Raw genomic sequence first — 17,095 nt, 5'->3', positions numbered from 1 at the left:
CTGCTGCCTGCTTCCGGCTGCCTTCGGCGCTCAGGTGGCGATGGTGCGCCAGGCGCCTTTACTGGCTGCTCTCGCGTGCAACTAGCTGAGCGGGAAGCACCACGGTGCGTTTGGGCTTTCCGGCGATCGCCTCAAGCAACAGTTCGACGAGTGCCTTGCCGGCCTCAACGGTCGGTTGCCGCACAGAGCTCAGCGAGGGGTGGATGTGTTCGGCCAGCGCAATGTCGTCATAGCCGACGACCTTCACCTGGTCCGGTGCGGTGATGCCGCGTTCTTTGAGCGCTCCGAGAATCGAGATGGCGGTGACGTCACTGGCGGCAAAAATGGCGTCGAACTTCAGTTTCCTGTTGAGCCATGCATCGATGCTGGCGCGGATGCGCGTATCGCCAAACAGAAACGACTGTTGCAGCCGGGGGTCTTCCTCGAGGCCGGCTTCGTGCAGGGCCCTCAAATAGCCCTGGTAGCGCGCGCCGGCTTCTGGGTGGGTGATATCGCCAAAGTAGGCGATGCTTCGGCAGCCTTGCCGGGTCAGGTGCTGCGTGGCGAGGTAGCCACCTTGTTCGTTGTCGCCTCCCACCATGGGGTACAGCGCGTCGGGCAGACAGGCACCCCATACCGCCATGGGAATGCCTCGGGCAGCCAGGTTGTTGAGGTGGTCGTGCCAGGTGAGTTGGCCGATCACGATCAGCCCGCTGACCTGCCCGGTTTCGACCATCTCTGACAGGCGGTGCGTTTGCCCCTCCTTCAGCCGTGTGAGCAGGAGGCTCATGCCGTGCTCATCGAGTGTGTCGGCGACCGTGCCCAGGATGCTGAGCAGGAAGGGATCTGAAATGGCCTGCATGCTGTCGCCCAGGATCACCACCCCCACCGTTTGCACATCGCGCTTGCGCAGGTTGGCCGCGCTGACATTGACCCGGTAATTGAGGGAACTGGCGAGTTCTGCGATGCGTTGACGCGTGGTTTCGGGAATCAATGGGCTGCCACTGAGCGCGCGCGAGACGGTCGCGGTGGACACACCAGCCAACCGGGCAATATCGGCCATCTGAACCCTTTGGCCGGGGTTGCCGCCTGTGCGCGAAAGGGGGACCGAAGCTTTGCTGCTTTGCGCGCTCTTTGGCTCGGATTTTTTCTGGTTTTGAGGCATATGACGGCATTTTCACATCTCAAGGTGACAGCACGCTGTCACCCTTTGCCATAGGCCTCCAAATGGCTGGCAAAAAAAAGCCCGGACACTTTGTGGGTGCCCGGGCGAACTGATTGCCTGGAGGAAAAACGTGCAAAGGGGCGAAATCTGAACACCCCATCGCACCTCTGAAAGCGCAGGCGCGCCTTAGAACCAAAAGATTAGAACGCGTAATTGATGCGCACGCGGGCTGCGATCTGGTTGTCGGTGCCGGTGCCGCCTTTGGAGTAGCTCATTGCCGGGGTCACGGTAGCACCCTTGACGCCAAACAATGGCAGGCTGTAAGCCGCGTACACGGTGGTCACCTTGTCGGCCGAGGTGGCGCCTTTGCCGTAGATCATGCCGATGCCGGCAGGGCCAAAGGTGCCGTTCACGCCAAACGCCTTGTCGTCTTCCATCTTGGCAAAGTTGACGTTGATGCTCGCATCGCTCGACAGGGCGTAGCCCATGGACAGGCCGACGCCGGTGTTGCTGCCGTCGGTGCCAACGACTTTGACCGACTCGAGACCGGCGCGCAGCGTGACAGGACCTGTGGTGAACACGACTGCAGGACGGATACCGCGCGCTTCGCCATCTTCCTTGCTGTAGACCATGCCGACTTCAATGCGGGCTGGACCTGCGTTGATGCCGAGGGCGCCGTGGGCGGAGTCGCTACCGAAGCGGCCGCGCAGCTTGTTGGCGCGGTAGGCGCTGTAGCCGGCTTCTTCCAGAACCGTGTCTTTGCCGACAGGGAACAGGTCGGTTGCTTCAAAGCGGCCGAGCTTCACGTCCATACCGGCGTTGCCAAACTGAACCCACATGTCGTCCACACCGGTGTCGCCGTCCTTTTTGATCAGCAAGCTGGCACGACCGGCAACAAACGCGTCACCGTTGGTGGCCTTGCCGCCGATGTTGAATTCGATGCGACCACCCATGCCCAGATCGCTGTCGCGGGCGTTGGAAGCCGGTGCATCCACTGCGTTGGTGTAGGTGGTGTCGAGTTCGAGGTTGGCGTCGAAGGTGGCTTCGGCGTGGGCTGCCATGGCGGTGGCGCACAGGGCTGCAACGGCGGCCAGTTTGAAAACGTTTTGCATGAGGGTCTCCGGAGGTTATAGGTGCTTGAAAAAAAACAACCTTCGCTCTTTTTGAATTCCGCAAATTCGCGGAACTTTCTGTTGGCGAGGTGTTCACATTCGAGCATTCATGCAAACGATTGCTTTGAGGGAAAACCCCGAATTTGTGCTCTGTAACCGGTACGTAACCGGGCTTTTTGCAAAAATACAACGTAGATTGGTTCATGCTGATGCAATCCATTGCATGAAAACCCGGTTTTGGGGCCGTTGGGCACCCGTGACCGGGTGCGTTCAAAGCGCAGCGGTCGCTGCACTGCGACGTTCCCGACCTGTCCTGTGGTCCTTGGGGGATGCGTTCAGCCGATCAGGCCGGTCGCGGTGAGCCGCAGCAGGCGGCTGGCGCGGGCCGCAGCGCTTTCCGAATGGGTGACGAGCAGCAGCGATGCGCCACTTTCCTGAGCCTGTTGTTGCAGCACGTCCATCACCAGCGCCGCCGTTTGCGGATCAAGATTGCCGGTGGGTTCGTCGGCCAGCAACAATCGCGGCCGGTGCACCAGCGCGCGGGCAATTGCTACCCGCTGAAGCTGGCCGCCCGAGAGCTGGGCTGGCAGCCGCTCGCCCAGGCCAGCCAAACCCACCGCTTCGAGCATGCTGGCCACGCGCGCCGGGTCAGGTCGTTTGAGCAAGAGCAGCGGCAGGCCTACGTTTTGCGCCACATCCAGATGCGGCAACACGTGAAACGCCTGAAAAACAAAGCCGAGTTTCTCGCGCCGCCAGTGGGCACGCTGGACTTCATCGAGGGCGCCCAGGTTCACGCCGTCATGGACGATGGAACCTTCGCTCCAGTCGTCGAGCGCCGCCATGCAGTTGAGCAGGCTGGACTTGCCCACCCCCGACTCGCCCACGATGGCGAGGAATTCGCCTGACGCTACCGTGAGGCTGACATGGCTGAAAACCGGGGTGGTTCCGTAGCGTTTGCCCAGGTTGCTGATCACGAGGCTCATGCGGTTGCATCCAGCCGGGCCGACGCCCACTGCAGGGTTTGATCCAGGGCATTGGGCGCATCGCAAGGCAGTGAAACCCGCGCAGGCATCGACCTCAGCCAGGTGATTTGTCTCTTCGCCAATTGCCGCGTGGCGAAGATACCCCGGTCGCGAAACTCGGCCAATTGGGCCTGATTGAGCTCGGCGCCACCATTGGCGTCCAGTGCCTCCCAGGCCTGGCGGTAGCCCACGCAGCGCATGGATGGCAGATCGGCGTGCAGATCGCCGCGCCCGCGCAACACTCTGACTTCGCGCAGGAAATCGGCCGCCAGCATGGCATCGAAGCGCTGGGCAATGCGTTCGTGTAGCCAGGGACGTTCTACCGGCTCCAGCGCCAGCAAGGCGCCGGGTGCGATGGGGTTGTCGTGGGCCAGGTCACCACCGGTCTGGAAGCTGGAGATCGGGCGCCCGGACACCTCGAACACCTCCAGCGCCCTTTGAATGCGCTGTGAATCGTTGGGGAAGAGTCGGGCTGCGGTGGGAGGGTCGATTTTGGCAAGCTCGGCGTGCAGTGCGGGCCAGCCCAGCGCCTGGGCCCGGGCTTCGATGCCTTCACGAACACCGGGGTTGGCCTTGGGCATGTCGTCCAGCCCCTGCATCAACGCCTTGAAATACAGCATGGTGCCGCCCACCAGCAGGGGTGTGCGCCCGCGTGCGGTGATCTCGGCGATGAGGCGCGTGGCGTCTGCGACAAACTCTGCCGCGCTGAAGGCCTGCAAGGGGTCGCGAATGTCGATGAGGTGGTGGGGCACCGCAGCGAGTTCGGCGGGTGTGGGTTTGGCGGTGCCGATGTCCATGCCTTTGTAGACCAGGGCCGAGTCGACGCTGATGATCTCGACCGGCCACCGCCGGGCGATGGCCAGGGCTGCCGCGGTTTTACCACTGGCGGTGGGGCCCGCGACGGCCAGGCAGCGGGGAGGGGGCAGGGGGGTTGAGCGGGTCATGGCGCCGCCGGCGCAACAGCCACCGCCTCACGCTGGGGCGCCGTTGTGACGTGGCCGTAGCGCTGCACCAGCGTCCAGGCGGTGGTGGAGATCACCACACTCCAGAACCAGATGCCATTGGTCAGTGGCAGCACGCTGCCCTGACCTTGTGCGATGCCGGCGAGGCTTTTGCCCAGCCAGCCGCCCATCACGAAGGCCGCCACCATCATCAGAAAGCCGCTCAGCGCCGAGGCCGCGCCTGCCGATCTGGGGAATGGGCTGACCGCGCCACTCTGGCCGCAGGGTTGGTGTACACCGTGGCCGATCATGAAAATGTAGAAAGGCACCATGATGGACCACATGCTCTGAATCCCCATGAGCCCCATCACGCCCATGGACGTGCCGGCGGTCAGGGTGAGTGCGCCGCCAATGGCGACGGTGCGGCGCACGCCGAAATGCACCAGCAAGCGGCGGCAGATAAAGGTACCGGTGATATAGCTCAGCGACATCGAGAACATCAGCAAGCCGTAGTGGGTTTTGGACAGACCCAGCACCTGAATGAAAACGAATGGGCTTGCAGCGAGGAAAGTGAACAGGCCTGCATACGAGGCGGTGGCCAGGATGGCGAATGCCCAGAAGGTTCGGTTGCGCATGATGGTGATCCAGGTGCGCACCAGAGGCCTCAGGGTCAGGGGTTGCCGGTTGCCGGGTTGCAGGGTTTCTTCGAAGCGCCAGGCCAGCACTGCCAGCGTGGACGCGCCAAAAACCGCCAGCGCGGCCAAGGCCACGCGCCAGTTGAATACTTCGCTCAACAAGCCGCCCAACGGCGCACAGATGCAGGCGATCACGCCTAGGCCGCTCAGGCCTTTGGACATCATGCGCGCGCCTTCGGTAGGCTCATACAAATCGCGCACGACTGCCCGGGCGCACATCACACCCGCACCCATGGCGACACCCTGGGCAATGCGCCAGCCGATCAACGCCTCCATGGTCGGCGCCAGGGCGCTGCCGATGGAGGCGGCCACGTAGATGGCCATGCCGGCCAGCAAAATGGGGCGGCGCCCGAAGCGGTCGGACAGCGGCCCCCAAACCATCTGGGAGATACCGAAGGCGAGCAGCAGGGCGGTCAGCGTGAGCTGTGCCTGCGGCATGGATGCGCCAAAGCCCTGCGTGATCGAAGGCAGGGCCGGGAGGTAGAGGTCGGTGGTGAGGGGCTGCAGGCCCAGCAGCAGGGAGAGCACGAGCACCACGAGTGAGGGTGCCATGGAGGGGGTCTGGGCGGGCATGCGCTGGAGGTTAGCAGATGGCGCTGGAGAGCGACGGACTTGGCATTCGCCGGCCGTCAACCGCACGCAGCCGCCATGCCTTGTGAGTGGAACTGCGGTTTCACCGTCTGCCTGACCCGTCTGCGATGGACCTTGGAGACAGCCAGAACCGGGTGTCAAGGTGCCGCCGGAGGCCCGGACTCCTGGCCGGACAACGGTTCAGCGCAGGCCGAACAACTCGGCCATCGCGACCCGGTACTGCGGTTGGCCCACCGCATTGGTGTTGTGGTGGGAGCCCCCTTCGACGAGCTCAAAGCGCTTTTGACCCTTTGCTGCGTCGAACAGCCTTTTTCCCAGCTCGGGCGCAATGGTTCTGTCCTCGCTGCCGTGCACCACCAGCAGGGGCGAACCGATATCGGCCACCCGCTTGACCGCTTCGAAGCGCTGGGTGATCAGCGGGCCAACGGGTAGCCATCCCCATTTGTAGGAGCTGACCACATCGGGGATGGAGGTGAAGCTGCCTTCGACCAGGGTGCCCGCTTCGTCTTCCACTTGCGCGGCGAGTTCGATGGCGATGGCGCCACCCAGCGAGTGCCCAAAGATGTAGCGGGGCCGACCTGGGTATTCGCGGCCCAGCCAGTCCCAGGCAGCGCGGGCGTCTTCCACGGCCATGGTTTCCGAAGGCAGTTCGCTCGAACTTTTGCCAAAACCGCGGTAGTCCACGGACAGGACCGAGAAACCCAGCTCCTGCATGCGGCGAGCCCTGAAGGCGGAGCCGGTCACGTTGAAACGGGCCCCGTGCAAATAGAGCATCACCGGCGCTTTCGAGTCCCTGGCCAAACGGTCATTGGCCAGCCAGAGACCGTGCAGCCTGACGGGTTGGCCGGTTTCTCTGGAGGTGAAATCCACCCATCTATCGCTCATGCCCGCCGCCGCCTCTTCGCCGCGCCACCAGCTGCGGTCAGAGGGTTGAAAGATCCAGCCGCGTTGGCGTTCGTCAAGAGATGCGCAGCCAGCAGCGAGGGCGGCCGTGGCGATGGCAAGGAGCAGCAGGCGTTTCATGGGCAGTACGAGCGCAGGCAGGCGCGGTTGGTTCCTGAGAAGTGGAAACGCAACCCCGTTGACCCGCAGCGTGCGTGTTTCTTGTCATTATTGGTCGGTTGACCAATAATGCGGAGCAAGGAAATCCACATGCCACGACCCTCTTTGAACGCCGACATCGCCATGCTGGCCAGCGGCCGCGCGTTGTTTGCCGAGCATGGCTGCGTGGGGTTGTCGGTCAGGGCGGTGGCGGAGCACGCAGGCGTCAACCCCGGCCTGTTCCATTACCACTTTGGCAGCAAAGACCAGTTTCTTCGCACCGTGCTGCAAAGCCTCTATGAAGAGATGTTCGAGCAACTCAGCGGGGCAGCCCATGTGGCCGGAGCCCCGTTGCAGCGGCTGCGAGGTGTGTTGATCCTCATTGGCCAATTTCTTCTGGAGCACGGCCCGCAGGTCGGTCGCATCTGGTCTGACGCGGGCAATGGGGTGCCGGTGGCCGTGGCCTTCGTGCAGAACAATGCGCCGCGGCATTTGGATCTGGTGACAGGGTTGCTGGAAGAGGCCGATCAGGCGGGCGAACTTGCGCCACTGGCGCCCATGCAGCGCATGGCGTTTCTCATGGGGGCGGTGGCTGCGCCCATTCTGGTGGTGGGTCGCCTGACGGGATTGCCGCTGGGTGGCGCGCTGCCCGCTGGGCAACTGGTGTCAGATGTGTTGTCCAGCGAGGCGATTGAAGCCCGGGTTGATCTGGCTTTGATGGCGTTGCGCATTCAGAAAGGAACCATTCAATGATTCCCGGAGCTTATCGATGGCCCACCGTGGTTTGTTGTGTCTTGTCCGGCTTGGGGCTGGTCGCTTGCAGCGAACCACCGCCAGAGAGCTGGTCGGGGTATGTCGAGGGTGATTTTGTCTATGTGTCAGCGCCGATTGGCGGCCAGCTGGACCGGTTGCAGGTTCGCGCGGGCGACCGGGTGAAGCATGGCGACGCCTTGTTTGCGCTCGATGCACAGGCCGAACTGGCCGCCCGTGGCGAAGCCACGGCACGCTGGGTGGCCGCTCAGGCGCAGGCCGCGAACACCGACAAGGGCCGTCGTCCCGACGAGTTGGCGGCCAGCCGCGCACAGCTGGCCCAGGCCAGGGCCGCCGCCGCTTTGGCGCAAGCCGCATGGAGGCGCCAGAGTGAGCTTGTGGACAAGGGCTTTGTCTCGAAGGCCAGTCTCGATTCGGCCAGGGCCGCGCGAGACCAATCCCTGGCGCGGGTAAGCGAGCTGCAGGCCAATCTGCGCGTTGGCCTGCAGCCTGCGCGCAGCGACGAGCGGGCTGCGGCCCAGGCGCAGGCCGAGGCCCAGAACCAGGTGTTGCGGCAGGCCATATGGCGGCTTGAGCAAAAGCAGCAACATGCGTCCGTGGACGGTCAAGTTGCGGAGGTGTTTTTTTCCGAGGGCGAGTATGTTCAACCGGGGCAGGCGGTGTTGTCGGTTTTGCCCCCGGGTGGTATCAAGGCCCGCTTTTATGTGCGCGAAGACGAAATTGCTTCGCTGGTCTTGGGGCAATCGGTTTCGTTGCGGTGTGACGGTTGCGGCCAGGCCGTCGCTGCCACGGTTTCGCGCATCGCCACCGGGCCCGAATTCACGCCGCCGGTGATCTATTCCAATGCGCAGCGCGCCAAGCTGGTGTTCATGGTCGAGGCCACCCCCAGCGCGGGTGACGCGGCGCGTTTGCATCCAGGACAACCACTGGATGTGCAGCGGCTCGCTGGTGGAACCCCATGAAGCTTGCCATCGATGTTCGGGGGCTGACGAAGCGTTACAGCGGTCGTGCGGTGGTGGATGATGTGGCATTGCAGGTGGGCGAGGGGCGCATTTGCGGGTTTCTCGGCCCCAACGGCAGCGGCAAGACGACCACGATCCGCATGCTTTGCGGCTTGCTGCAACCCGATGCGGGCGAAGGCCAGTGTCTGGGGCTGGACTTTCGCCAGCAGGCCGCAGCGATCAAGCGCCAGGTCGGCTACATGACGCAGAAGTTCGGCCTGTATGAAGACCTCTCCATTCGTGAAAACCTCGACTTTGTGGCGCGCTTGTTCGAATTGCCGCGGCGCCGCGAGGCGGTGGACCGGGCGCTGGAGCGGCTGGGTTTGCAAGGACGGCAGAGCCAACTGGCGGGCATGCTCTCGGGCGGCTGGAAACAGCGGCTGGCGCTGGCCGCCTGCCTGATCCATGAACCGCGCTTGCTGTTGCTGGATGAACCCACGGCCGGGGTGGACCCGAAAGCCCGGCGCGATTTCTGGGACGAGATCCACCGCCTGGCCGCCCAGGGCATCACGGTGCTGGTCTCCACCCACTACATGGACGAGGCCGCGCGCTGCCACGATCTGGTCTACATCGCCTACGGCAAGATCCTGGCGCGCGGCAGCGAGCAAGAGATCGTGGATGGCGCAGGTTTGTCGGTATGGTCGGTGGAGGGGGCGGGCGAGCAGGTCTGGAGCGAGCGGCTGCGGGCGATGCCGGGGGTGCAAAGCGTGGTGGCATTCGGGTCCACGCTGCATGTGGCCGGGCGCGATGGGCCCTTGCTGGCGCGTTCGTTGGCGCCGCTGCATGGGCAAGACGGGCTGCGGGTGAGCGAGGCGCGGGCCAGCCTGGAGGATGTGTTCATCAGCCTGATCGACCAGTCCCAGGACAACTTCGCCGCGGCGAAGCCACAAACATGAAACGCTTTTCCGTCGCGCGCACCTGGGCCGTGTTCATCAAGGAGTTTCAGCAGATGCTGCGCGACCGGCTCACCTTCGCCATGGCGGTGGGTGTGCCGGTGATGCAGCTGATCCTGTTTGGCTACGCCATCAACACCGACCCCAAAGGCCTGCCCACCGCCATCGTCTCGGCCGACGCCGGACCGATGGCGCGCAGCCTGGTGACGGCGCTGCAGAACACCGGCTACTTCAAGATCGTGAGCCAGGGCACCAGCCAGCGCGAGGCCGACGCGCTGCTGGCCGGGGGCGATGTGCAGTTCATGATCGTGATCCCGCCGGATTTTTCGCGCGATCTGGTGCGTGGTCAAAAGCCGGCGGTGTTGGTGGCCGTGGACGCGACCGACCCCTCTGCTTCGGGTAACGCGATTGCCGCCTTGGGGCAAATGGGTTCGCAGGCGCTGGTGCACGATCTGAAAGGGCCGCTGCGCCACCTGAACGCGGGTCCGCCGCCGTTTGAGCTGCGCATCCACCGCCGTTACAACCCCGAAGGCCTGTCGCGCTACAACATCGTGCCTGGCCTGATCGGCACCATTCTCACCATGACCATGGTGATGCTCACCAGCCTGGCCATGACCCGCGAGCGCGAGCGCGGCACCATGGAAAACCTGCTTGCCACGCCAGTGCGACCGTTTGAAGTGATGGTGGGCAAGATCCTGCCGTACGTGGTGATGGGCTATGTGCAGCTGGCGGTGATCCTGGGGGCGGCGTACCTGTTGTTTCAGGTGCCCATGCTGGGCAGCTTCGCCTTGCTGATGGGGATGATTGGTGTGTTCATCGTGGCCAACCTCGCCGTGGGGTTCACGTTTTCCACCATCGCCCGCAACCAGCTGCAGGCCATGCAGATGACCTTCTTTTTCTTTCTGCCGTCCATGCTGCTTTCGGGCTTCATGTTCCCGTTTCGCGGCATGCCCCTATGGGCGCAGAGCATTGGCGAGGTGCTGCCGCTGACGCATTTCCTGCGCATCGTGCGCGGCATCATGCTCAAGGGCGCCGAGGCGCCGCAGCTCTGGGGCGATTTGTGGCCCATGTTGCTGTTCACCGCGGTGGCGGGCGCGGTGGCGTTGAAGCGCTACCGGCAGACGCTGGATTGAAAGGGCCTGCCGCGGCCCCCGAGGCCCAACCCGGACGCCGCCGGACCGGCCTCCCGGGTGAGCCGGCGGGCCATGCTCAGATCACGCCTTGGGCCAGCATGGCGTCGGCCACCTTCACGAATCCGGCGATGTTGGCGCCGTCGATGTAGCTCACCTTGCCGTTGGGGCCCTTCCCGTGTTCCAGGCAGGCGGCGTGGATGTCTTGCATGATGTGCAGCAGGCGGGCGTCCACCTCGTCGCGGGACCACGACAGGCGCTGGGCGTTCTGGCTCATCTCCAGACCCGAGGTCGCCACGCCGCCGGCGTTGCTGGCTTTGCCCGGTGCGTAGAGTACGTTGGCGTCTTCAAACAGCTGCCCCGCAGCGATGGTCGTCGGCATGTTGGCGCCTTCGGCCACACAAATCACCCCGTTTTTGATCAGGGTGGCGGCGTCGTCTTCGTCCAGCTCGTTTTGCGTGGCGCAAGGCATGGCGATGTCCACGGGCACATGCCATGGGCGTTTGCCGGCTTCAAACTTGGCGCCGATCTGCACCGCAAAGTCCACCAGGCGGCCATGCTGGTTGTTTTTGAAATCCATCAGCATGGCCAGCTTTTCGGCCGAAAGCCCGGCCTCGTCGACCAGCGTGCCACCCGAATCGGACAGGGTCACCACAGAGGCGCCCAGCATCATGGCCTTCTCGGCGGCATACTGTGCGACATTGCCCGAGCCGGAGATCGATACCCGCATGTCTTGCAGAGACAGCTTGCGGGTTTTGAGCATTTCTTCCGCGAAATACACCGTGCCGTAGCCGGTGGCCTCCGGGCGGATCAGCGAGCCGCCGAAGCTCAGGCCCTTGCCGGTGAACACGCAGTCGGCGCGGTTGGACAGCTTTTTGGTCATGCCCGCCATGTAGCCGACCTCGCGACCGCCCACGCCAATGTCGCCGGCTGGCACATCGGTGTCAGACCCCACGTGGCGGAACAGCTCGCTGGCAAACGCCTGGCAGAAGCGCATCACTTCGGCGTTGCTTTTGCCCTTGGGGTCAAAGTCGGCGCCGCCTTTGCCGCCGCCCATGGGCAGCGTGGTCAGGGCGTTTTTGAAGGTCTGCTCGAAAGCCAGAAATTTGAGCACCGAGAGGTTCACCGAAGGGTGGAAACGGATACCGCCCTTATAGGGGCCGATCGCCATGCTGTGCTGGATGCGGTAGCCGCGGTTGACTTGCACGTCACCCCGGTCATCGACCCAGGACACCCGGAACATCACCACCCGCTCGGGCTCCACCAGGCGGTCAAGCAGGCCTTGACCAGTGTATTTGCGGTGCACTGCAATAAAGGGCCAGAGGCTCTCGATCACTTCGGTGACGGCTTGCAAAAACTCGGGTTGACCGGGGTTGCGGTCCGCGACGTGGGTGAGGAATTGATGAGCCGATGCGTATTTCATTGTGAGGTGGTTCCAAAACAGTGCATAGGATTATGCAAATTTTGTATTTCACCTGCAGAAGTCGGCATTTTGGTGCATTTGGCCCATTCTCAATCCCGTTTTAGGGGCGTTGCACACCTGTATGGTGTGCGCGGGTCGAATCAGCGCCCGCGCAAAAACAGCGCGTCCAGCTCCTTCATGCCCATCTGCCGCCAGGTTGGCCGCCCATGGTTGCACTGGTCGGAGCGTTCAGTGACCTCCATCTGGCGCAGCAAGGCGTTCATCTCGTCGATGGTGAGGCGCCGATTCGCGCGCACGGCGCCATGGCAGGCCATGGTGGCCAGCAGTTCGTTGCGGGCGCGTTGCACGACCGTGCTTGCGTCGTGTTGCCCGAGTTCGGCGAGCACGCTGCGGGCGAGCTCCACCGGGTCGCCCTGGGCCAGCGTGGTCGGCACGGCGCGCACCGCCAGCGTTTTGGGCGAAAACGGCACCACTTCCAAACCGAGCATGGCCAGTACGACTGCGCTGTCTTCGGCGGTGGCCACTTCCTGCGGCGTGGCGGCAAACGTGGCGGGGATGAGCAGGGGCTGGCTGGCGAGCTGTTCGCTGTCCATTTGCTGCTTCAAGCGCTCGTAGACGATGCGCTCGTGGGCCGCATGCATGTCGACCACCACCAGGCCCTGGTTGTTTTCCGCCAGGATGTAGACGCCTTGCAATTGCGCGATGGCGCGGCCCAGCGGCCATTCGCCTGCGGGCAAGGCAGCCGGTTCCACAGCCCTGAACGGTTGGGCAGACGGAGCAGCGCTGGGTTGCCAGAGCGCCTGCATGTCGCTCACGCGGTGGCCGATTTCCGGCGCGGAGCTGTAGCTGGCGGGGAAGCGCAGCGGGTCCTGTACCTGAGTGCGTTGTGGGGCGACAAACGGCTCACCCTGCAAAACCGGGCCATCCGACCGGGGCGCCAAAGTTGCCACGGGGGTGGACCCGTCCTGGGCCGATCCGGCGCGCGGTGCGGCCAGGGCCGACTCCACCGCGCGGCGCACCCCCTGGTGCACCTCGCGGCCGTCCCGGAAGCGCACTTCGATCTTGGTCGGGTGCACGTTGACATCCACCCGCGCCGGGTCCAGCGAGATGAACAGGGCGTAGACCGGCTGGCGGTGGCCGTGCAACACATCTTCATAGGCGCTGCGGGCGGCGTGGGTGATGGTTTTGTCGCGCACGTAGCGGCCGTTCACATAGGCGAACTGCCAGTCGTTGCGCGAGCGCGCGGCGTCGGGCACCCCCGCGAAACCCCAGATGCGCAGGCGCTGGCCTTCGTATTCGAGGGGTTCGGCATCGGGCGAGGGCCATTCCACGGCGACCGCTTGCGCAATGAAATCTTCGCCCAGCACGTCGCTCAACCGCTGGCGCAACGCGGTCATGCCGCCGCCGGGCACCGCTCGCCATTGCGCGCTCAGCTTGCCTTCGTGCCAGATCGCAAAGCCCACATCGGGCCGGGCCAGCGCATGGCGGCGCATCGCCTCCACGCAATGGGCCAGCTCGGTGGCATCGGTTTTCAGAAATTTGCGGCGTGCGGGCGTGGCGAAAAACAGCTCGCGCACCTCGACCGTGGTGCCTGGCGCGCGGGCGGTGGGCTGCAGTTCGCCGCTGCGGCCGTCGAGCAGCCAGCCGTGGGGCTCTTCGTCGGTGTCCACCCGGGTCAGCAGCGACACCTCGGCGATCGAGCAGATCGCGGCGAGCGCCTCGCCCCGAAAACCCATGGTGCCGACCGATTCCAGATCACCCAGGCTGGCGATCTTGCTGGTGGCGTGGCGTTTCAAGGCGGTGGGCAGCTCGGCGCGCAGGATACCGCTGCCGTTGTCTTCCACGCTGATCAGGCGCACGCCGCCGGCCAGCAGCCGCAGGGTGATCTGGGTGGCGCCGGCGTCCAGCGCGTTGTCCACCAGCTCGCGCACGACCGAGGCCGGGCGCTCAACGACCTCGCCGGCGGCGATCTGGCTGATCAGCTCATCGGGCAATTCAAGAATCGGGCGGCGAGGGAGGTTCGGGGTGGTGTTCACCGGGAAATTGTAGGCTTCGTGGCGGGTTGGGTTGGTTCTGCACAACCCCTGCGATGCGTGTTCGGCTTCAAAACGGGCGGGCTGGCGTGCCTGCTTGGTGCGCCGTGTACCTCTTCGCACACGCAAACCGACAGGTGCGTCAGATGCCCGTTTGGGGCCAAACCCTTGTGGCCCGTGGTTTTGCGGGCGATGCCTTGCGTTGCAAATTCAGGGCAGCCGTCCAGGCTGGCCCCGAGGTTTCGCGCCTCCCGGCAGCACCCCGCAAAGACCACGCCGCGCACGGCGCGGGTTATGCAGAGCTTCCCTAAGGATTGGCTGGGATAATTGCCCCCGAAGCGTTGCAATCCTCTCGCCGGTCAGCCAACAGGTCCGTGCCTTGCCCGCTAAAAAACCTACCCTTGGGTGTGCCTTGAAACTGTTTGAACCGCTGTACGACCGCGTCATTGCCTGGAGCCGCCACCCGCGCGCGCCCTGGTACCTGGGGGCGTTGAGTTTTGCCGAGTCCTCATTCTTTCCGATCCCGCCCGACGTGATGCTCGCGCCCATGTGCCTGGCGAAGCCCAAGCTGTGGTGGCGTCTGGCTTTGCTCACCACACTCATGTCGGTATTGGGGGGCATGCTGGGCTATTTCCTCGGTACCTGGGCGCTGGAGGCCCTGATGCCCTGGATAGAGAGGATGGGCTGGGCCGACAACCTCGCTACCGCCCGTGGCTGGTTCGAACAATGGGGTTTCACTGCGGTGTTCATCGCGGGCTTTTCACCCATTCCTTACAAGGTATTCACCCTGGCCGCTGGTGGCATGGGCATGCCGTTTTTGCCGTTCGTTCTGGCCTCCATCGTCGGCCGCGGAGGCCGCTTCTTCCTGGTCAGCTGGCTCATGGGTCGCTTTGGTCCCGCCATGGAGCCCAAACTTCGTCCCGTGATGGAATGGGTGGGCTGGGGCTCCATCGCGGCCGTGGGCGTGGCCTACCTGGCTCTGCGCTGACGCTTGCTCGCAAAGAAGTAACGCGGGCCAAAAAAGGGAACCCCAACCGAGAACGCCGCCGGTCCGGCTTTGCCGGTCGGCCAGCGTCGTCCCCTGGGGAGGAGACGCGCCAAAGGCGCGGCGCGGGAGCCTATACAGTGCGGTTTCTCGCCAGCGGCGGGTTCTGCCCGAAGTAGCGCACGATGCCTTTCAGCAATGCCTCGGCCAGGTCGTTTTGGTAGTCGGCGGTGTTGAGTCGCCGCTCTTCTTCGGGGTTGCTGATGAAGGCCGTTTCCACCAGCACGCTGGGAATGTCCGGCGCTTTCAGCACCGCAAAGGCGGCCTGTTCGACGCGCGGCTTGTGCAGTTTGCCGATCTTCTTCACCTCGCCCAGCATGGCACCACCCAGTTTCAGGCTGTCTTTGATCTGGGCGGCGGTGCTCATTTCCACCAGCGCCCTGTGCACGGTGGCGTCTTTGGTTTTGAGGTTGATGCCGCCCACCAGGTCGGCAGCGTTTTCCTTGCTGGCCATCCAGCGCGCTGCGGCGCTGCTGGCGCCTTTGGTGCTCAACGCAAAAACGCTGGCGCCCTGCGGGTCGGGCGTGAAGAAGGCATCGGCATGCAGGCTCACGAACAGATCGGCGTTGACCCGCTGGGCTTTTTGTACGCGCACGCCCAGCGGCACAAAAAAATCGGCGTCGCGGGTGAGGTAGGCCCGCATGGGGTGGTTGTTGACCTTGGTGGCGTTGATGCGGTCGCGCAGTTTGAGCGCCACCTGCAGCACCACGTTTTTTTCCAGCGTGCCGGCCGGCCCGGAGGCGCCAGGGTCTTCGCCGCCATGACCGGGGTCCAGCGCCACGATGATGAGGCGATCGGTCTCGTTGATGGCACTGTTCCTCGCGCCAGGGCGCTGTTTTGCGCTGGAGCGGCTGTCTTCATTTGCGCTGGCGGTGGTGGTCGCCTCGTTGGACCCGGGACTGTCAGTCGTTGACGTGGTGCCGCCAGTGCTGCGCGCGATCAGTTCGCCGATCGGGTCCCTGGCACTTGTTCGGGCATTCAGCTCATGGGTTTCGATGCCAAGCAGGCGCGCGGCGCGCTCGCTGGCTTCATCCATCTCTTTCATGCGCTGGCCAATCAGTTCTGCGAGCGGATCGGGCACGTGCACAGGGAACAGATCCAGGACCAGCCGATGCTGGTAGGCCGCGACCGGCTGCAGGTTGAACACCTGGGGCTGGATCGGCTTCTTCAGGTCGATGGACAGCCGAACCACATTGGGCTCTTGCTGAACCACCACCATACCGGCGATGTTGGGGTCGCTGGATTTGAGCTTGCCCACCAGTTCGCGAATCGGGTTCAGCAGATCGATGCCTTCGATGTCGACGGTCAGCCTGGGCGGCTCACTCACCCGGGTTTGCTTCACCTTCAGCAAGCCGTCTGTTTCGATGGTCAAGCGCGTGTAGTCTTTGGCCGGCCAGATGCGCACCGCGACCACGCTGGCGCCACGCGCAATCTCTTGCGTGCCCAGCAGCAAGACCAGCGAGCCCGCTTTCAGCAGCTTGCGGCGGTTCAGGGTGTTGTTGTCTTGGCTCATGCGGTGCGCAAGGCAGACAACAGCTGTTGGCCGACCGGACTCATGGCGTTAAAGGTGACCTGCCTTGCAGGGGCGGCATCGTCGGTTTCAGCAATCAAAGTCAGGGGCATGTCCAGGGTTTGCAGATGCAGCTCGGCATCGATGGGGGGCAAATGCCCGGCGGCGCGCTCAGGCCATTCCACCAGCTTGAGGCCGGGGCTGGCGAAAAGTTCGCGAAAGCCTGCATCTTCCCACTCACGCGGATCTGTAAAACGGTAAAAATCAAAGTGCCAGATGTGCAGCGGCTCGTTGGCCGGCAACAAAGGGCAAGGCAGGGCCTCATGGGGCTCGACCACGGCGTAGGTCGGACTCTTGACGCGCCCTTGTACGCCCAGGGCGCGCAGCAAATGGCGCACAAAAGTGGTTTTGCCGGCACCCAGATCGCCATGCAGCGTGATGGTGGCGTTGAGCACGGCGGGATGGGCCGCCAGCTGCAGTGCGAAGGCGCGGGTGTCGGCTTCGCTCGCCCACTGGCCGCGCCAGGTGTTTTCTGATTGGCGCGAAAAGCCTGCCGGTGGAGCCTTGACAGGGGCTTTTTGTTCACCGAAATCGCTGGTAGGGATGCTGCTGCTCAACGGATCATTCGTTTGCTGGCCATGGGCCGGGAACGCTTATTTTCCCAAATCGCGCCGGCGATGTGCAGGAACCCGTCAAGCGTTGCCCTCTTTTACATGGCATGACCGCCAAATAAGCCCGTCTGT

The 17,095-nt window shown here is 64.0% G+C and carries 15 protein-coding genes; 5 read left to right on the top strand and 10 right to left on the bottom strand.

From position 1 onward, the window contains the following. Window positions 1–58: 58 nt before the first annotated feature. The 6 genes from LPB072_RS14825 to LPB072_RS14800 form a co-directional block, all read right to left on the bottom strand. Window positions 59–1,042 carry a LacI family DNA-binding transcriptional regulator gene (locus LPB072_RS14825; protein ID WP_066084927.1) on the bottom strand — a complete coding sequence of 328 codons (984 nt, stop codon included), beginning with the start codon at window positions 1,040–1,042 and terminating at the stop codon, window positions 59–61. Window positions 1,043–1,344: 302 nt separating this feature from the next. Continuing rightward, on the bottom strand, window positions 1,345–2,256 hold the full coding sequence (locus tag LPB072_RS14820; protein ID WP_066084368.1) for a carbohydrate porin: 912 nt from the start codon (window positions 2,254–2,256) through the stop codon (window positions 1,345–1,347). 335 nt (window positions 2,257–2,591) lie between these two features. Continuing rightward, a complete protein-coding gene (locus tag LPB072_RS14815) occupies window positions 2,592–3,239 on the bottom strand; it encodes an ABC transporter ATP-binding protein (RefSeq protein ID WP_066084369.1) in 648 nt (215 codons plus the stop codon). Beyond that, window positions 3,236–4,222, bottom strand: a complete 987-nt coding sequence (miaA, locus tag LPB072_RS14810) for a tRNA (adenosine(37)-N6)-dimethylallyltransferase MiaA (RefSeq protein ID WP_066084370.1) — start codon at window positions 4,220–4,222, stop codon at window positions 3,236–3,238. The genes LPB072_RS14815 and miaA overlap by 4 nt, the downstream gene beginning before the upstream one ends. After that, the gene (locus tag LPB072_RS14805; protein WP_082876701.1) at window positions 4,219–5,466 is read right to left on the bottom strand and encodes a multidrug effflux MFS transporter; all 1,248 of its coding nucleotides are present in this window, start codon (window positions 5,464–5,466) and stop codon (window positions 4,219–4,221) included. The genes miaA and LPB072_RS14805 overlap by 4 nt, the downstream gene beginning before the upstream one ends. Window positions 5,467–5,685: 219 nt before the next feature. Further along, on the bottom strand, window positions 5,686–6,528 hold the full coding sequence (locus LPB072_RS14800) for an alpha/beta hydrolase (RefSeq protein ID WP_066084372.1): 843 nt from the start codon (window positions 6,526–6,528) through the stop codon (window positions 5,686–5,688). Between the two features lie 129 nt (window positions 6,529–6,657). On the opposite strand from LPB072_RS14800, the gene LPB072_RS14795 reads away from it, so the two are divergent. Genes LPB072_RS14795 through LPB072_RS14780 form a run of 4 tightly spaced genes read left to right on the top strand, consistent with a single transcriptional unit; the run spans window position 6,658 to window position 10,344 of the window. Next, a complete protein-coding gene (locus LPB072_RS14795; protein ID WP_157694102.1) occupies window positions 6,658–7,299 on the top strand; it encodes a TetR/AcrR family transcriptional regulator in 642 nt (213 codons plus the stop codon). Further along, the gene (locus LPB072_RS14790; RefSeq protein ID WP_082876666.1) at window positions 7,296–8,279 is read left to right on the top strand and encodes an HlyD family secretion protein; all 984 of its coding nucleotides are present in this window, start codon (window positions 7,296–7,298) and stop codon (window positions 8,277–8,279) included. The genes LPB072_RS14795 and LPB072_RS14790 overlap by 4 nt, the downstream gene beginning before the upstream one ends. Next, window positions 8,276–9,214: an ABC transporter ATP-binding protein gene (locus tag LPB072_RS14785; protein WP_066084374.1), complete on the top strand. Its 939-nt coding sequence runs from the start codon at window positions 8,276–8,278 to the stop codon at window positions 9,212–9,214. The genes LPB072_RS14790 and LPB072_RS14785 overlap by 4 nt, the downstream gene beginning before the upstream one ends. Further along, complete coding sequence (locus LPB072_RS14780; protein ID WP_066084375.1) at window positions 9,211–10,344, top strand: ABC transporter permease; 1,134 nt, start codon at window positions 9,211–9,213, stop codon at window positions 10,342–10,344. Before LPB072_RS14785 ends, LPB072_RS14780 begins: the two co-directional genes overlap by 4 nt. Window positions 10,345–10,420: 76 nt before the next feature. Here LPB072_RS14780 and gdhA read toward each other — a convergent pair whose 3' ends face one another. Further along, complete coding sequence (gene gdhA, locus LPB072_RS14775) at window positions 10,421–11,764, bottom strand: NADP-specific glutamate dehydrogenase (protein ID WP_066084376.1); 1,344 nt, start codon at window positions 11,762–11,764, stop codon at window positions 10,421–10,423. Between the two features lie 140 nt (window positions 11,765–11,904). Further along, entirely contained in the window at window positions 11,905–13,800 is a 1,896-nt protein-coding gene (mutL, locus tag LPB072_RS14770; RefSeq protein ID WP_066084932.1) for a DNA mismatch repair endonuclease MutL, read from the bottom strand. A 409-nt stretch (window positions 13,801–14,209) separates the two neighbouring features. Here mutL and LPB072_RS14760 point away from each other — a divergent pair, with 409 nt between their 5' ends. Continuing rightward, window positions 14,210–14,785 carry a YqaA family protein gene (locus tag LPB072_RS14760; RefSeq protein WP_066084378.1) on the top strand — a complete coding sequence of 192 codons (576 nt, stop codon included), beginning with the start codon at window positions 14,210–14,212 and terminating at the stop codon, window positions 14,783–14,785. 130 nt (window positions 14,786–14,915) lie between these two features. Here LPB072_RS14760 and LPB072_RS14755 read toward each other — a convergent pair whose 3' ends face one another. Beyond that, the gene (locus tag LPB072_RS14755) at window positions 14,916–16,355 is read right to left on the bottom strand and encodes an N-acetylmuramoyl-L-alanine amidase (RefSeq protein ID WP_066084379.1); all 1,440 of its coding nucleotides are present in this window, start codon (window positions 16,353–16,355) and stop codon (window positions 14,916–14,918) included. Beyond that, window positions 16,352–16,969 carry a tRNA (adenosine(37)-N6)-threonylcarbamoyltransferase complex ATPase subunit type 1 TsaE gene (gene tsaE, locus LPB072_RS14750; RefSeq protein ID WP_231943262.1) on the bottom strand — a complete coding sequence of 206 codons (618 nt, stop codon included), beginning with the start codon at window positions 16,967–16,969 and terminating at the stop codon, window positions 16,352–16,354. Before tsaE ends, LPB072_RS14755 begins: the two co-directional genes overlap by 4 nt. Window positions 16,970–17,095: the final 126 nt, after the last annotated feature.

This window comes from Hydrogenophaga crassostreae (assembly GCF_001761385.1).
GTDB classification, from domain to species: domain Bacteria; phylum Pseudomonadota; class Gammaproteobacteria; order Burkholderiales; family Burkholderiaceae_C; genus Hydrogenophaga; species Hydrogenophaga crassostreae.
Note: the sequence above shows the minus strand (reverse complement) of the source record. Positions and strands in the feature narration are given on the sequence as shown.

Excerpts from the sequence above, each read along its gene's own strand:
- LPB072_RS14825 (WP_066084927.1), bottom strand. The coding sequence starts at position 1,042 with ATGGCCGATATTGCCCGGTTGGCTGGTGTGTCCACCGCGACCGTCTCG.
- LPB072_RS14820 (WP_066084368.1), bottom strand. The coding sequence starts at position 2,256 with ATGCAAAACGTTTTCAAACTGGCCGCCGTTGCAGCCCTGTGCGCCACC.
- LPB072_RS14815 (WP_066084369.1), bottom strand. The coding sequence starts at position 3,239 with ATGAGCCTCGTGATCAGCAACCTGGGCAAACGCTACGGAACCACCCCG.
- miaA (WP_066084370.1), bottom strand. The coding sequence starts at position 4,222 with ATGACCCGCTCAACCCCCCTGCCCCCTCCCCGCTGCCTGGCCGTCGCG.
- LPB072_RS14805 (WP_082876701.1), bottom strand. The coding sequence starts at position 5,466 with ATGGCACCCTCACTCGTGGTGCTCGTGCTCTCCCTGCTGCTGGGCCTG.
- LPB072_RS14800 (WP_066084372.1), bottom strand. The coding sequence starts at position 6,528 with ATGAAACGCCTGCTGCTCCTTGCCATCGCCACGGCCGCCCTCGCTGCT.
- LPB072_RS14795 (WP_157694102.1), top strand. The coding sequence starts at position 6,658 with ATGCCACGACCCTCTTTGAACGCCGACATCGCCATGCTGGCCAGCGGC.
- LPB072_RS14790 (WP_082876666.1), top strand. The coding sequence starts at position 7,296 with ATGATTCCCGGAGCTTATCGATGGCCCACCGTGGTTTGTTGTGTCTTG.
- LPB072_RS14785 (WP_066084374.1), top strand. The coding sequence starts at position 8,276 with ATGAAGCTTGCCATCGATGTTCGGGGGCTGACGAAGCGTTACAGCGGT.
- LPB072_RS14780 (WP_066084375.1), top strand. The coding sequence starts at position 9,211 with ATGAAACGCTTTTCCGTCGCGCGCACCTGGGCCGTGTTCATCAAGGAG.
- gdhA (WP_066084376.1), bottom strand. The coding sequence starts at position 11,764 with ATGAAATACGCATCGGCTCATCAATTCCTCACCCACGTCGCGGACCGC.
- LPB072_RS14755 (WP_066084379.1), bottom strand. The coding sequence starts at position 16,355 with ATGAGCCAAGACAACAACACCCTGAACCGCCGCAAGCTGCTGAAAGCG.